General features: G+C 46.4%; 18 protein-coding genes and 1 pseudogene. 5 read left to right on the top strand and 14 right to left on the bottom strand.

Annotation, left to right across the window (positions count from 1 at the left end; genetic code table 11):
- Positions 1–70: 70 nt before the first annotated feature.
- On the top strand, positions 71–781 hold the full coding sequence (locus tag LOZ80_RS09545) for a DUF6022 family protein (RefSeq protein WP_238171206.1): 711 nt from the start codon (positions 71–73) through the stop codon (positions 779–781).
- Here the strand turns inward: LOZ80_RS09545 and LOZ80_RS09540 are convergent.
- The 6 genes and pseudogenes from LOZ80_RS09540 to LOZ80_RS09520 form a co-directional block, all read right to left on the bottom strand.
- Positions 767–1,561 (bottom strand): polysaccharide deacetylase family protein, encoded by a 795-nt coding sequence (locus LOZ80_RS09540; protein ID WP_238171205.1) that lies wholly within the window; start codon positions 1,559–1,561, stop codon positions 767–769. The genes LOZ80_RS09545 and LOZ80_RS09540 overlap by 15 nt on opposite strands.
- A gap of 605 nt (positions 1,562–2,166) precedes the next feature.
- Positions 2,167–2,296, bottom strand: a pseudogene (locus tag LOZ80_RS39440) (transposase zinc-binding domain-containing protein); the annotation flags it as partial.
- Complete coding sequence (locus LOZ80_RS09535) at positions 2,295–2,648, bottom strand: GIY-YIG nuclease family protein (RefSeq protein WP_238171204.1); 354 nt, start codon at positions 2,646–2,648, stop codon at positions 2,295–2,297. The pseudogene LOZ80_RS39440 and the gene LOZ80_RS09535, both read right to left, overlap by 2 nt.
- A gap of 31 nt (positions 2,649–2,679) precedes the next feature.
- Complete coding sequence (locus tag LOZ80_RS09530) at positions 2,680–3,435, bottom strand: DUF2087 domain-containing protein (RefSeq protein WP_238171203.1); 756 nt, start codon at positions 3,433–3,435, stop codon at positions 2,680–2,682.
- Positions 3,436–3,586: 151 nt separating this feature from the next.
- Entirely contained in the window at positions 3,587–4,039 is a 453-nt protein-coding gene (locus tag LOZ80_RS09525; protein ID WP_238171202.1) for a DUF6157 family protein, read from the bottom strand.
- A 5-nt stretch (positions 4,040–4,044) separates the two neighbouring features.
- On the bottom strand, positions 4,045–4,590 hold the full coding sequence (locus LOZ80_RS09520; protein ID WP_238171201.1) for a DUF1697 domain-containing protein: 546 nt from the start codon (positions 4,588–4,590) through the stop codon (positions 4,045–4,047).
- Positions 4,591–4,731: 141 nt separating this feature from the next.
- Here LOZ80_RS09520 and LOZ80_RS09515 point away from each other — a divergent pair, with 141 nt between their 5' ends.
- The 4 genes from LOZ80_RS09515 (at position 4,732) to LOZ80_RS09500 (ending at position 7,613) form a co-directional block, all read left to right on the top strand.
- A complete protein-coding gene (locus LOZ80_RS09515) occupies positions 4,732–5,493 on the top strand; it encodes an alpha/beta hydrolase (protein ID WP_238171200.1) in 762 nt (253 codons plus the stop codon).
- Between the two features lie 62 nt (positions 5,494–5,555).
- Positions 5,556–6,335 carry a threonine/serine exporter family protein gene (locus LOZ80_RS09510; RefSeq protein WP_238171199.1) on the top strand — a complete coding sequence of 260 codons (780 nt, stop codon included), beginning with the start codon at positions 5,556–5,558 and terminating at the stop codon, positions 6,333–6,335.
- The gene (locus LOZ80_RS09505) at positions 6,332–6,760 is read left to right on the top strand and encodes a threonine/serine exporter family protein (RefSeq protein ID WP_238171198.1); all 429 of its coding nucleotides are present in this window, start codon (positions 6,332–6,334) and stop codon (positions 6,758–6,760) included. The genes LOZ80_RS09510 and LOZ80_RS09505 overlap by 4 nt, the downstream gene beginning before the upstream one ends.
- 154 nt (positions 6,761–6,914) lie before the next feature.
- A complete protein-coding gene (locus LOZ80_RS09500) occupies positions 6,915–7,613 on the top strand; it encodes a class I SAM-dependent methyltransferase (RefSeq protein WP_238171197.1) in 699 nt (232 codons plus the stop codon).
- Between the two features lies 1 nt (position 7,614).
- Here the strand turns inward: LOZ80_RS09500 and LOZ80_RS09495 are convergent, their stop codons facing one another.
- From LOZ80_RS09495 to LOZ80_RS09460, 8 genes are all read right to left on the bottom strand, one after another.
- Positions 7,615–8,058, bottom strand: coding sequence for a DUF2269 family protein (locus LOZ80_RS09495; protein WP_238172938.1), 444 nt, complete (start codon positions 8,056–8,058; stop codon positions 7,615–7,617).
- A gap of 69 nt (positions 8,059–8,127) precedes the next feature.
- Entirely contained in the window at positions 8,128–8,460 is a 333-nt protein-coding gene (locus LOZ80_RS09490; RefSeq protein ID WP_238171196.1) for an ASCH domain-containing protein, read from the bottom strand.
- Positions 8,461–8,537: 77 nt separating this feature from the next.
- On the bottom strand, positions 8,538–8,711 hold the full coding sequence (locus tag LOZ80_RS09485; RefSeq protein ID WP_238171195.1) for a hypothetical protein: 174 nt from the start codon (positions 8,709–8,711) through the stop codon (positions 8,538–8,540).
- Positions 8,712–8,808: 97 nt separating this feature from the next.
- Positions 8,809–9,810 (bottom strand): aldose 1-epimerase, encoded by a 1,002-nt coding sequence (locus LOZ80_RS09480; RefSeq protein WP_238171194.1) that lies wholly within the window; start codon positions 9,808–9,810, stop codon positions 8,809–8,811.
- A gap of 189 nt (positions 9,811–9,999) precedes the next feature.
- Positions 10,000–11,487 (bottom strand): L-arabinose isomerase, encoded by a 1,488-nt coding sequence (araA, locus tag LOZ80_RS09475; protein ID WP_238171193.1) that lies wholly within the window; start codon positions 11,485–11,487, stop codon positions 10,000–10,002.
- Positions 11,488–11,573: 86 nt separating this feature from the next.
- Positions 11,574–12,668 carry a GntR family transcriptional regulator gene (locus LOZ80_RS09470; RefSeq protein ID WP_238171192.1) on the bottom strand — a complete coding sequence of 365 codons (1,095 nt, stop codon included), beginning with the start codon at positions 12,666–12,668 and terminating at the stop codon, positions 11,574–11,576.
- A 211-nt stretch (positions 12,669–12,879) separates the two neighbouring features.
- Complete coding sequence (locus tag LOZ80_RS09465; RefSeq protein WP_238171191.1) at positions 12,880–13,704, bottom strand: carbohydrate ABC transporter permease; 825 nt, start codon at positions 13,702–13,704, stop codon at positions 12,880–12,882.
- A 1-nt stretch (position 13,705) separates the two neighbouring features.
- Positions 13,706–14,590, bottom strand: a complete 885-nt coding sequence (locus tag LOZ80_RS09460; RefSeq protein ID WP_238171190.1) for a carbohydrate ABC transporter permease — start codon at positions 14,588–14,590, stop codon at positions 13,706–13,708.
- Between the last annotated feature and the right edge of the window lie 67 nt (positions 14,591–14,657).

Below are 14,657 nucleotides of genomic sequence, written 5' to 3'. Positions count from 1 at the left end.
ATCTAACGTCATTAGATTATGGCTAACGACGTTAGATTAATGTAATCAAATGACTAAAGGAGCTGCTATTATGAAACCTTTATCCACATTTTCCAAAGAAAAACAACTCTCCATCCATAACCTTGCTGCCTATGCCAATCAAGTGATCGCTGAGACTTGGACAACTGTACTGGAGGAACAGCGCGCTGAACTAATTGAGATGTTCACTGTTTACGGAGACCGCGCTTACGGAGTCTTCATTCAAAAATTTATGGCACCGTTGTTCGAACAACTCGCGCAAAATGAATTTATCACCCGTCCAGGCTTCAACCTAGCGGATTCGTTGGAGAAATGGGGGCCGCCCGAAGAACGCGAGCGCTGCGCTTGGTACATCATCGAGAAGCCAGATGGCTCATCCGTCGGCACCCTTGTGCTGCAAATTTTTCACTCTCATGTCCAATTTCATCTCCCGCATCCTCCACATATTATGGCACTGGAAGAAACAGAACGGGAAGATATTCTCGATGCCCTCTCCTACACGATAAGGCGAGCCAAGAAAAAGGCATCTGACGGCTACCAACGCATCCATGAGCAAGAAACGATGACAAAGTGGGAATACAGCGCAGAAACAGGGCTCGCTGATGCGTTCCGCTCCTTCAAAGGACAATCTGGCGGCAGCTATGTAGATCTAGCCCTTGCTGCATGGGGACGCAATGGCTGGGAGTTGGTATCGATTGTGCCTCAACAAGATCAACTGATTGCTTTTTTCAAACGGCCTGTTTTCGCCTCAAGGAACGGATAGCCGTTGCTTCCAAGTCTCGAAGCTATCCTCGCTGCGTACAACCAAACGACTTCGTTCATAGGGAGATTGGGCTGACGTTGCCCATCCCTCCTGGGTCGTGAAGCCCCATTGAAATCCAGCTTCTTGCAAAATCTCCAGCGTCTGAGTGTTGTACTCGCCATACGGATAAGCAAAAGCAGCCGCTCGCTTTCCCAGCTTCTGCTCAATCCAGCGGCGCGATTCCGTGATCTCCTCGCGCTGCTGCTTCTTGGTGAGCTGCGGGAGATGCGGATGGGTCATGCCATGCGGCTCAATGTCCCATCCCGCTGCGCTCAGCTCTTGCACTTGCGGCCAGCTCAGATAGCCCGGCTGGCCCACGGCTCCAGGCGACAGGAACAGCGTCGCCGGAAAACCGTGCTGCCGGAGGATCGGCAGCGCCGCCTCCGCATTGTCTGCATAGCCGTCGTCGAACGTGAGCAGCACGGGCTTCTGCGGCGACGGCAGCTCTTTCGCGAGGACGCGGGCGAAGTCCGCCAGCGTCAGCGGGGTGTAGTGCTCCGCAGCCAAATAGGCCATTTGGCGCGCGAAGACATCGGGGTGGAGCACGTACGTGTTCCCCGGCTCCACCCCGATGCTGTGGTAGTTCAACACGGGAATCCGGATGATTCCGTGCTTCAGTTCCTCAGCGGCATGCGCCCAGCCAGACGAGATCATAAGCAGCCCCGCGATGGTTACTGGGATGATGCGCACGAATGCGATGAAGCGCACTATTGCGATGAAGCGTTTACGGTATTCTCTCATCAGACTTTCGACCTCCTCCTGCCTAAGCATTCGCTTAGTTTCTGCAGGATTGACAAGAAAATACTGGCTTTCTCACGTTCTCATTAACAAATCATAAGATAGAGGGTCTACGATCCCTCTGGATTTGAATTTGTCTGGTTGGTGTTGGTTTATATTGGCTGGTGGAGTTAGATAGAGGGGTGGGAGAAACACATATTTGCAAGGGAAAGTAGCAGCCTAGTTGGACGGTATGGCAACACGTCCTCTGTTAAAGAAACGACAACCACATAAGAATAGCGGCTTTGCCGCCCTGAGAAATTAGCGTCTTCATAACGGTATTCAACAACCTAGCGGATCCTAGTTCCCTTTGGGCTTTGCAATAACAGAGAGCGTCGTGTGAAAAGGAACTGTGATCCTCTATATGGCGGGAAATGGGGTAAACGTAGCATAAAAGGGAACTGAGATCCGCTATTTAAGCGGAATCTGCTGATTCCAACCGGGAAAGGGTAAAATAGCGGACCGTAGTTCCCCCTGGCGTGGAATATCGCGGTTTTCAGAATGATAACGCCCTATAGTTCCCTCAAACTCGCTATCAGGATACATTTTGCAGTAGTCGCGGCTTGACGTTCCCTTCTTCCGCATGAACACGTCATGCAGAAACGTCCCTTGCACCAATAGGGCACCACTTTAAGATCGTGGCACCCTTCATATGCGATCAGCTTAACCCTTTTCGGGTTCTCCACAATCTCGAAATTTACGGCTTGCGCTTATTGTACCCACGCTCATCGAAGGGTTGCAGCTGCTCAAGCCACTTCTCTTCCAGCTTGCGGAGGGCGTCTTTCTCGTCGAAATACCCCGTCTCCTTCACTTCAAGCACTTCCAGAACTTCCATGACGAAGGCATCGCTTCCGAACTCATTCCATTCTTTTTGAAGTTCCTTGTTCATGTGCCCCCCCATCTCAAGCTGCATGCGTTTCCCGTTCATAGAACGCAAATTTCTCGTGCTGTCGACCCATAATTTATTATTCACAGTATTGCGAACTTGAAACACGCCCGCTTCTTGCTTCGTTTCTTTATATTGCATCTGTAATTCTTGTCTGCGGTTCATAGATCCTGACTCCTTTTTACTCATATTGTAGTCACCCTTTGCGCCAATATTGGCTGCCATCTGGTTCTCGGTCAAGAAAACCGTATTCAATCAAGTATCTGCGTAATTTCACATAATCGTGAAACGCTGGCTTCAAAATTTCATTGACTTCTTTTTCATTATAGAAATGGTCTTGTTCGAACCGCTTGGCAATCTCGCGCAGCACGACAATTTTGTGTTTCTCTTGCTGCGAGAAGGATGACAGTTCTCCGGAGGTGCCGTCCGGGAAATACTTCTTGATAATTTTCTCATACTCATCTTGCGTAATATTGTATCTTTCATCCACCATTTTGGCGGTTTTATGAATGTCTACAAAAACTGGCGCATGCTGGTCTTTCTCCTTCAACAGCTCCATCATGACTAGAAAAACTTTGGCTTGACGTTCTTTCTCTTTGAGTCCAAACCGGTGATTACGAATTGTAGACGCGCTGCCAATATTCAGCTCCTGCTGAATTTCGCTGTCGCTCTTTCCTTCATAAAACAACTGAAGCAAACTATTCTGATGGTCCGTAAGACCTGTCAATTTCTTATCCAAGCCAACTAAATATTGAAAGACAGAGCCATGCGCCTGTGCGATATGCCATTTCAAATAACGCTCCGCATCATACAAGACATCCTCGACTGGATAAATAACACCTATTTCGGTTTGTTTGCCACATAACAAACAAATATGAAAATCGCCTTCCTGTACATAGCCTCTTTTCCACTCGTCAAACGAGGCTTGCCAGAACAATTCAGTTACTTCCACAACAAACACTCCTTATCTATGTCTTGTATATAATAGACATTATATTGTTTTGTTTGCTTTTTTGTCAACACAACCAAATAAAAACCATCAGAAAGATTTCCTGATGGTCAGTTTTGCAGGTTATAGGATTCGCATTGACTCTATTTCACCACTAGCCGCGAGAATTCCGCATCGCATACAATAATTTCGGGGCGTCAGGAGCTCCCCCATTCCCCGCCTCAACAAATTGCTGATATGCCTCTGATTCCATCGGAAATATAGCAATTTTACCTTGTTTATCATAATGTACACCCCAACCATGCTTCTTGGGCAGCATAGATGCGCGTAAACAGGGATGGCTTTTGGCAAAAAGTGCCTGACGAATGTCTTCGCCTCTATCCTCGATTTCACTCTGAGGAATTTGTTTGTGACGCAGATGAACTTGATAAATCAGTTCTCCTTGTGTAAAGCGATAAGGATTTTGAGATAATAACTCATATTGAATCAAATGAGCGGTTTTCCCTTCTTTCTTGTTCGCCGGAACTGTTCCTGTCTCCACCGGACAGTCTGCTGAAACAAGGATGAAGGTATTGGTGTAACTCATTCGCGAATCATCATAAGCCATACTAATCAGCTCCCTTCCTCAGCTAATTGAATCAGTTTGTTCATCGTTTGCCAATTTCTTGTCGTTGCGGTCACACCTAGTTTTTTCTCCAGGAAATTGTTGCTGAACTTCGTTTCACCATAATTCTTGCGAATAAGCATATAAACGGTAAGCCCAATCACCCGGAATTCATCCACTTCATTCTGAAAGGATGCCAATTTCTCTACCGCCTCGTCTGTAGGAAGTTGAGACAATAAAGTAACGTAACGCTGTTCCCCCTCTTCCTCGTCAACAGTTAGATAGGGTGTCTGCTCAACAATCTCATGCATCTCAGTGAGTGATCGAATAATAACAGGTATATCATAATTGAGCTGAGCCAACAATTCTTGGACAATGCGCTCACGGGTAGTTTCTGCACTTTCCTCACTATCGAAAATCACATTCCCACTCTGAATATACGTGATTACACGTTGATACCCCATCGCTTCGAAAATGCTTCGCAGCTTGTCCATTTTAATCAATTTCTGACCGCTTACATTAATACCGCGCAATAACGCCATATATCTAGGCATAAGACAACCTCGCTTTTTTATTCCATTATACACCATCCAGATCCGTCAAAAAAATGCTTTCATACCTACCAGTCTCCTTCAAATGTGTATGCCTTGACACTTCTAATAGGACTTGATAACCTACATGGCGAGAGGTGATGTATGATGAGAGCTTTTAAACGTCATTGGTGGAAATGGGCCTTAGTCTTATTAATTATACTTGTGGCTATTATTTATTGGTATTTGCGACCTTATCAACCTGATGCTGCCGCACTTGAAGCTATGAAAAGCAATGAAACCGTTACTGTAAGCGAACAAGGTCAAGTCATTCTGTTTGAACCTAAGAATCCGGTACAACCGAGCATGATCTACTATCCCGGAGGTCTAGTTAAACCGGAAAGCTACGCCACTTATGCGCAAGCCTTAGCGCAGGCAGGGCATAGGACCTATATTGTGAAAATGCCTATGAATCTGGCCGTTTTTGGCGGTGATCGAGCAGCTTCTATTCTGGCGGCCCATCATCCTGATGAAATTTTCGTAATCGGTGGGCATTCCCTCGGAGGTGTGATGGCCTCCCGTTTTGCTGCTGCACATGCGGATGCTTTTGCCGGTGTTTTTTTTCTGGCCTCGTATCCAGACCCCAAAGGGAGTCTGCTAACAGCAAATCTGCCCGTGATCTCTTTGATTGGCTCCAAGGATGGCGCGGTCAAACAGGATGCCTTCACTGCGGCAAGAAGCGACCTTCCGACCACAACCGAATATCATACGATTCAAGGCGGAAACCATTCTCAATTCGGCAGCTACGGCTTTCAAAAAGGCGATCACCCCGCAGACATTTCTGCCAAGCAGCAGTTGGACGAAACCATTAAATTACTGCTCAATTGGGAAAAAGTTGCTTTAAAATCAATCAAAGCCACGCCTTAACATCAAAGGGGGCTCGTGGTATAGTATACTTTTGGCAAATCTACCCTCAGGAGTGAACGACCATGGAGCAGCCCTCTGCGACCAACTACGAAATCGCACAAGTCTGTTTGCTTGCCGGTAAAATCATGCTGGAAAATGGCGGCGAAACGTATCGTGTCGAAGATACCATGAGCCATGTTGCCCAAGCTTTCGGCATTCCCAATTCACATAGCTTTGTGACGCCAACCGGCATTATTTTCTCCATCGATGGACCCGAACAGACAACCCGGCTGATTCGAATTTCCGCTCGTTCTACCGACCTTCACAAAGTAACTGTTGTCAATGCCGTTTCCAGACGAATCAGTCAAGGAGAACTTACACCTGCTGAAGCTTATCGGTTGCTTGTCGATATAGATACAGCCAAAACAGGCTATCCTGCTTGGATCAAAATCCTGTCCGCAGCCATAGCCAGCGGCTGCTTTTTAATTATGTTCCAGGGGAAATGGACCGACTTTCTGCCCGCTTTTGTTGCCGGCGGCGCCGGGTTTTCTTTTCTTGGTTATTTTCATCGATTAGTGCCGATTAAGTTTTTTGCGGAGTTCCTGGCTTCCTTATTGATAGGAACCATGGCCTATCTCTGGGTAATCGCGGGCCTGGGCCATGATCTTGATAAGATCATTATCGGCTCTGTCATGCCGCTTGTGCCTGGACTTCTCATCACCAACGCTGTGCGCGATTTGATGGCTGGGCATTTCGTTTCAGGCGTTTCCAAAGGTGCTGAAGCATTTCTAACGGCTTTTGCGATTGGCGCAGGTATCGCCTTCGTGCTGTCCTTCTATAACGGGGAGGGAATCACAGGATGATCATGCTCGAACAGCTCCTCACAAGCTTCATCGCTACTGCAGCTTTTGCAATCTTGTTCAATGTGCCGAAGCGAACCCTGCTGCAATGCGGCTTCGTTGGAATGGTGGGCTGGTTGTTATATGTTTCCTGCTTGCTCATTCCCCTTGATCCAATCTTGGCAACGCTGATCGCTTCTTTCTTTGTTACGGTTGTGAGTCAGTTTCTGGCTAAAATCTATAAAACACCAGTCATTGTTTTCAGTGTTTCCGGGATCATTCCATTAGTACCCGGCGGTCTTGCCTATGATGCCATGAGGAACGTCGTCCTTAACCACTATGATCTTGCCGTACAGCTGGCAGCCAAAGCGTTTCTGCTGTCAGGAGCTATTGCCATTGGCCTTGTCTTCTCTGAGGTGCTCAATCAATTATTCCGTCGTGTAAAATAAGAGAATATCCGCCTATTCACAATAGGCATCGTTCACTTTATAGGTTTTACCTATAATTATGATCGGTTTTATATCTTAGATTTCTTCCCCTTTACCAGTTAAACTAACAACAAGACATACGATTGTATCACGAAGTGAACGGAGTTGAAGAAGAGTGCAACATCAAGACAAACAACACATCAGCACAAAATTTGATGAAATTGCCGAAAAGTATGATAGCCAACGAAAAAAGCTAATTCCCTGTTTCGATGATTTCTACGGCATTGCCGCCTCACTTGTACAGGCAGATCATCCAGCACCGCGTATTCTCGATCTAGGCGCCGGAACAGGTCTCCTCTCCTCCTATGTGCTCCATCAACTTCCTGGAGCCCATATTACGTTAATTGATCTTTCAGAGGGGATGTTGGATGTTGCCAAGCTGCGCTTTGGAGAAGATTCCGCCCATCTCACCTTCGTTGCCGGGGATTACAGCCATTTCGAAAGCACTGAAACGTTTGACTGCATAATCTCGGCACTTTCCATCCATCACCTTGAAGAACCCGCCAAAGAAGCCTTATTCCATCATATCTTCGGATTGCTTAAACCGGGCGGCGTCTTCGTCAATGCCGATCAAGTGCAGGGCAGCAGCCCGTTTCTCGACCAGCTCTACCGCTCGGATTGGACGACCAAGATTGAAGCCACGGATCTGACGGCTGACGCGCTCCAAGCAGCTTATGAACGGACGAAACTGGATAAAATGGCTCCCCTTGAACAACAGTTAGGTTGGTTGCGGGAAGCAGGATTCGCTGACGTAGATTGCATATACAAATATTATAATTTTGTAGTCATGCACGCTCGCAAACCGGCTCTGTAGCCTACCAAAGGGTTGGTTTGGCCACCATAAACCACATCATGGATAAGGTGATTAAGACGTACCAGATCAAGGCTTTACGCAGTCTATTGACCAAATCATTGCGATCTTCATGAGGCGCTTTGAGCTTGCGAAGCAGGGGCGAGAATGCGCGGGCAATAAAATACAACGAGGCAACCATAATGAGCACGGTGACGATAATCCAGGAAGTCTTCCATGTCCAAGACGTAATCCATGTCAGTATGATGCCTGTCGCAACTAGAACATGTCCCGCATGCTTCGTAAGTCGTACGGTAATACGAAATGGCTCCAGATAATCCGGCAGCTGCTCGAATGGTGCTGTTCGTATTTTTGCCAGCAGTGGAAATAAGACGAAATAAGGACCAATACTTAATACGACACTAAAAATATGGATATATAACAGTAAAATGTACCAACTCAACACCATCATCCATTCTATGAGAAAATTCAACAAAACAGTGTAGATCCTAAGAATCCACACTGTTTTTGGTTTGCTTTATTCCGCTTTTTGGAACTCGTGAACCCATACTTTCATTTGCGGCAGCCACGGCATGCCCGGATGAATGGATAGAATGCTATCGCGATATTCGTCGATAGTTGTATGTCCTTCCGCCTTCGCATCCTCAACGGTCAAATCTCCTAATGACTGCTGATACACCTTGGTAACCGTGAAGGCTGTGCCTTCCAAGTCCATCGTTTCACCGATATCGGCATAGCGTCCATTGCGTCGGCAAGCTGTCTTTTGACCAGCAAGCACTTTGCTGACCTCAGCTTCTTTGGTAACCAGTCGGTCAATCGTACATGTTTTTGGTGGTAAAGTTTCGTTCATTTGATTTCCCTCCTTTTGGCAGTTTTCATTATACCGAAAGCGACTCCGTTTGTCGAACGATCGGCGAAACTAACGTGTTATTCTCTCAACGCTTCTTTTAATTTGGTCGACATCGTGTCCATCACATCCCCGGAAGGACGCTTAACGCCGCGCAATTTGGCAATCTCTTGTTTTAATCGCTCATTCTCCTGTCGGAGTCGTTTGATTTCTGCGAGTAAAGCGTCTTTCTCGGATACTTCGTTAGTTTCCATTCGTAAGCACCTCTCCTTTCCGATAAAAATACCCCTCACAGCAGGAGATCATCACGTCGGATTCTCTCCATGCGTCTAAGGGGTACCTGTATGTTTCTTATTTCTTCAATTCAATTGTATATAATCTTGCTCTCTCGCCCCAAACCTCACCTGGTTCCAAAGATACGAGTCCAATTGGCTCAGCAGGAAGCTTCACATTCGGAGCATTAACCAAATTCATTTGCGGTTCCGGACAGAAAAAACCTTCCGAAGCGCCATTGTTCCAAATCATCCACTGTTTGTAGGAAGTTCCTACATCATAGACCAGTTTGACGCCTTCACGGGAATCTGTCAACTCCATGTAGTTGCGGCCATTTTGCGGTGCTGTTGTGTAATGATTATCCATGGATTCGAAGAATGGGGATAGTCCGCCAACTTTCATCTTCTCTTCATCGGCTGTTAATGTCTGAAATTCGCCTGTAGGAAGCATTCTCTCATTCAACTGCCAGCGGTTGCCGATGGTCATTTTGAATCCGTAGTCAGATGCTTGACTGTTAGGTGCGAATGGTGCATTAATCGTCGTGTGATAAGCCAGCAAACAAGGCATTGCGTCCTTGCCTTCATTATGTACGGAAATATCCTGATGCAGCCCAAATGCATTCAACGTATAAGTCAAGCGGATCGTAAATTCATGCGGCAAATACGTATATACGGAGTGTCCTTCTCTGACTTGCAGAGCCAGTGTGACATGACTCTCGGCATCGTCCGTTCCGAATTTCTCGACAGTCCATGGAATATTGTGTACAAAACCATGCAAATGGTTGCCTGTTTTGGGTTCGTTTACAGGAAATTCATAGACCTTTCCTTGCCATGGGAATTTGCCGTCTTCATATCGGTTTGGCGGAAAGAGCACTGGAATTCCATGTACAATCGGACGTTCCTTGAAAGCAGCCATTTCTTCTAGAGCCGGCTCGCGCAAGAAACGGTACGCTTTCTCCGTATCTCGGAATGCAATTAGATTAGCGCCGATTTCAGGCAAAACAATTGCTTCGTATCGCCCAGCTTGCAGCCAGACCGCTTTCTCACCTTGATAAGTACCTTCATATGCCGTTGTTGTCATCGCTAGTAATCCTCCCACACGTCCATCCCTTTCCGGGACAGGCTTATATGCATTCACTTTATAGCATCTTAATTAAAGAAGTCAATGGATGAAAGTTTCGCAAACATCGACAAATGTGACTTTATGAACATAGGCAAGAACGAGAAAACCGCCCCTCTCCAGAAGGAGGAACGGTCTTCAATCATTTACTTAGCGTTTCCACGCCGCCTCGTTCCAGCGAAGCTCATTGCGGAATTGCAAGGGAGATGTGTTTTTATTAATGATGACCACTTCCACACCCGCCAATTCAGCCCAATCAACCAACTGTTCTGTACTAACGTTGTAAGAGAATACCGTGTGATGCGCTCCGCCAGCTAGAATCCAGGACTCAGCGGAATCACGCAGCGATGGCTGCGGCTTCCACAGCACGCGAGCAACAGGCAGTTTTGGCATCGCCTGAACCGGTTGAACGGCATCCACCTCATTGATCAGCAAACGGAAGCGATTTCCCATATCAATCAGCGATGCATTCAGAGCGGCGCCTGAAGAACCATCAAATACGAGGCGCGCCGGATCCGCTTTACCGCCAATGCCCAGGGGATGAACCTCAATTTTCGGACGCGTTGCTGCGATCGTTGGACAAATTTCAAGCATATGCGCTCCTAAGACAAGCTCATTTCCTGGTTCCATATGATATGTGTAGTCCTCCATGAAGGAAGTCCCTTTATTATCGGCGATAATCTTCATAACCCGCGTAAGAGCTGCTGTTTTCCAGTCGCCTTCTCCACCGAAGCCATATCCTTGTTCCATTAAACGCTGAACGGCCAAGCCAGGGAGCTGCTTGAGACCGTGCAGATCTTCGAATGTCGTCGTGAAAGCTCCAAAGCCGCCTTCCTGCAAGAACCCTTTCAAGCCTAGCTCAATGCGGGCTTGCTCACGAATCGCATCACGCACAGGCCCGCTCGTACGTCCTTCGGCAGCAATATCGTAAACATCCTGATACTCATCCATTAACTGATCCACATCAGCTTCCGAAATATCACCTACACGTTGAACAAGATCCCCTATGCCATATCCATTAATGGACCAGCCAAATTTGATTTGCGCTTCTACTTTATCGCCTTCTGTAACTGCCACTTGACGCATGTTGTCGCCAAAACGGGCGACTTTCAAACTGCGCCCTTCGATGAAAGCAACCGCTGTGCGCATCCATCCAGCAATGCGTTCAATAACCGCCGGATCTTCCCAATAGCCTACAACAACCTTGCGGGAAATTCCCATGCGAGCTCCAATGAAACCATACTCGCGATCGCCATGCGCTGCTTGATTCAAGTTCATGAAATCCATATCAATGGTTTCCCAGGGAATGTCGCGATTGAATTGCGTATGCAAATGAAGCAGCGGTTTGCGATATTCAGCCAAGCCGGCAATCCACATTTTTGCTGGAGAAAACGTATGCATCCAAGTAATGATTCCCGCACAGGAGTCATCGGCATTAGCATCCAGACAAAGTCTGCGAATCGCATCTGGCGTCGTCAATACAGGTTTGAAAATAAGCTTGCTCGGAATCGATTCCTGACGGTCAATGCCTTCTGTCATTTGTTTGGAATGCTCCTCGACCTGGAGCAGCGTCTCAGGTCCATATAAATGCTGGCTCCCGGTAACGAACCAAAAAACTTTCTCTTTAAAAGGGTTCATGCTAGTATTGCCTCCTTGGTTAGTCGTGTTAATATGGACAGTATAACACTTGTACGTACAAGTTGGCTATCATTATTTTCTCCGAATTAAACGCCTATTGTTGATTCCCTAACGATCAATTCCGGCTTATACACTTTACTGGTCTCACTGCTGTTTACCCGCTTATTCTCTATCATATCTATTAAAAGCTCAGCCGCATCTGCACCTAACTGGGTTTTCGGATGTGTGAGTGTTGTAAGCTTCACTTCGGTAGCTATCGCCAAAGAGGAATCATCAAAACCTACCAATGAGACATCCTCTGGCACTTGAAGACCTAATGTACGTACAGCTTCAAGCAAATGAATTGCCAATTCATCGTTATAACAGACAAATGCGGTCGGACGTTCCGCTTTATGACTCAAGAGTTCAACCGCGGACTGATACGGTTTCTGCCTTTTCTCCTCCGTGGCATAGTGAACGACCAGCTCTGGAAGAAGCGGAATCTGATAGTGCTGGTGGGCACGAATAAAACCTTTCAGCCGATTTACACCCTGCAAATCATCCGTTTTGAAGAAGCCGGCGATCTGCCGATGGCCGAGCTCAATCAGATGCTGAGCCGCTTTAAAACCACCTTCTTCATCATCCACGATCAAGGAAGGACAGTTCATCTCCGGATACCGTTCATTGATCATTAAATAAGGAATATGTTGATAGTCCAGCGATAAGTAAAAGCTCAAATTCGGGTTGCCTTCCGCACTTCTTGTCGGTTCAATAATCAAGCCGCTCAGCGGTTGGCTCATCATCATATCCAGGCTTTCTTTTTCCTTGGCCTTATCGTTGTCCGTCGAAGACAGGAGAAGTCTGTATCCGCGTGCACGCAAAGCCGACTCTGCACCTCTCACAATATGCGGAAAAATATAATCCGAAATATAAGTCGTCAAAATGCCGATGGTCTGTACATCTCTGCTTTTTTGCGTTTGAGGCGTGGATACGTATGTCCCTTTCCCCTGCAGTCGATACAGCCAGCCTTCTTGCTCCAGTTCACCGAACGTCTGCCGCACCGTTTGCCGGCTCATCTGAAATTGCTCCGCGATTTCGTTCTCTGAAGGCATCTGGTCATTCGCTTTTAATTTCCCGGCGTGAAGCCACGATAAGATTTCTTGTTTCAGCTGCATGTATTTCGGTATTGGTTTCTCTTTCATGGTTTCACCTCTGTTGTATGAATACTGAAGGTATTATACCATTCGTCTAACTTGTATGTACATATAAGGACAGCAAAGCTCCCACATCGGACTCGTTAAATTGCACTCGCCAAAATCAAAAAATAAGCGCATTCAGCAGTTGTCCTTTGTTCGCAAGTGCTGAAACCGAACAAAAGAAAACGTCTAAAAGCGCTTATTTGTTACATCCTGCTTAACCCTTTACGCTGCCTGCCGCAACGCCTTGAATAATCTGCTTTTGCAGAACCGTGTAAACGATAATCACTGGCAACGCACTGATCATCACCGAAGCCGTTAACGCGCCGTAATTCATTTGGAATTTATCCATAAAAGCAACAACCGCTACGGGCAATGTGCGCAGATCCTGGCTGGATAGAAACAAATTCGCCATAATAAATTCATTCCAATGCCCCATGAAGTTCAGAATAAAGACAGTCACCAACGTGGGTAAAGTCAGCGGCATAATAATCCGGCCCAGCAGCCCAAACACCGAAAGTCCATCCATGACGCCAGCCTCTTCCAGTTCGCGCGGGATCGACTTCAGAAATGCCGCCATGACAAACACGGAAATCGGAATACTGAAAGCGGTATAAGGAACAATCAGAGCAAATGGCGTATTGTAGATGCCTAAACTTCTGATCATAATATACAAAGGTATAAGTAAAGAGGCAGGCGAGATCAATAGCGATAATAGCAAACCGCCATACACAAGCTTACTAATGCGAGGAAACCTCATTCTAGTAATGGCATATGCAATCGCAGTTGCCAGTATTATCCCTGCAACAGTTGCGATTGTACTTATATACAAGCTGTTCATGAAATATTTGCCAATATGCGAATTTCCAAAGGCATCGATGTAGTTGCCCATTTGGAATTTCTCTGGCAGCGCCCACGGATGCAGAACGACTTCCGAGTTATTTTTGAAAGAGGAATTAAAAATAAACAAAAGCGGATACAAAATGATCGCTAAGTAACCTAAAAGGATGACGTGCCGGAGAATGCCTGTTGCTTTTCTCATCTTAGTAGTCGACCTCCTCTGTCCGTCGGGTAAGGAAATGAAATATCACGGTTAGGACGACCGTAAATAAGAAAATAATAACTGAAATGGCATTCGCGTATCCGAATAATGACATCGAATAAGCTTGTTTGTACATATAGGTAGCCATCACTTCCGAACTACCGAACGGACCGCCTTTGGTCATGATAAACACGATATCCAGCGCTTTCATGGCCCCAGTTATCGACAGCATCATCACTACGAGAATAACAGGGCGAATGAGCGGAATCGTAATGTAGCGCGCCTTGCGCCATCCGATCGCTCCGTCCATTTCTCCGGCTTCTTGCATTTCTTTGGGAATCGCGAAAATGGCAGCTAGTACAAGAACGATGTAGAATCCGGTCCATTGCCAGCCGTTCGTTACGAGAATCGCTAACATCGAGTAACCTTCTTCACCCAGCCAGCCATGCGTCCAACTCTCAAGACCAAACATGCGCAGCAATTGATTCACTAATCCCGCATCAGGATGATAAATAAACTGCCAAATAACCCCGATTATCGCTGTGGACAGTACACTTGGCAGAAAGACGGTCGTTTTGTAAAAGCCTAGAAACCGCTTAGCACCACTAATTAATATAGAGAAGAAGATAATAACGGGTATTTGAACGAATACCGAGAACAATACAAAATAGATATTGTTTTTAAAAGCTATCCAAAACTTTTCGTCATGGAATGCTTTCACGAAATTGTCTAAACCATTAAAAGTCGCTTCATTAATGCCGTTCCAACTTGTGACCGCATACTTCAAAGAATTCAGCATTGGTACAATGTAAAACGTCAGATAAAGCGCCATCGCAGGCACCACAAACAGCACATAGGCATACGGATTACGCAATACTTTATTCATGGTATCCTCCATCTTTCCGTTTAAATAGCGTAAATTAGGACACCAACGCTTACGCGTGGTGCCCCTT

Origin of the sequence: Paenibacillus sp. HWE-109 (assembly GCF_022163125.1) — a bacterium.
In the GTDB taxonomy this organism is placed as follows: Bacteria; Bacillota; Bacilli; order Paenibacillales; family NBRC-103111; genus Paenibacillus_E.
This window is presented reverse-complemented; position numbering and strand designations above follow the sequence as displayed.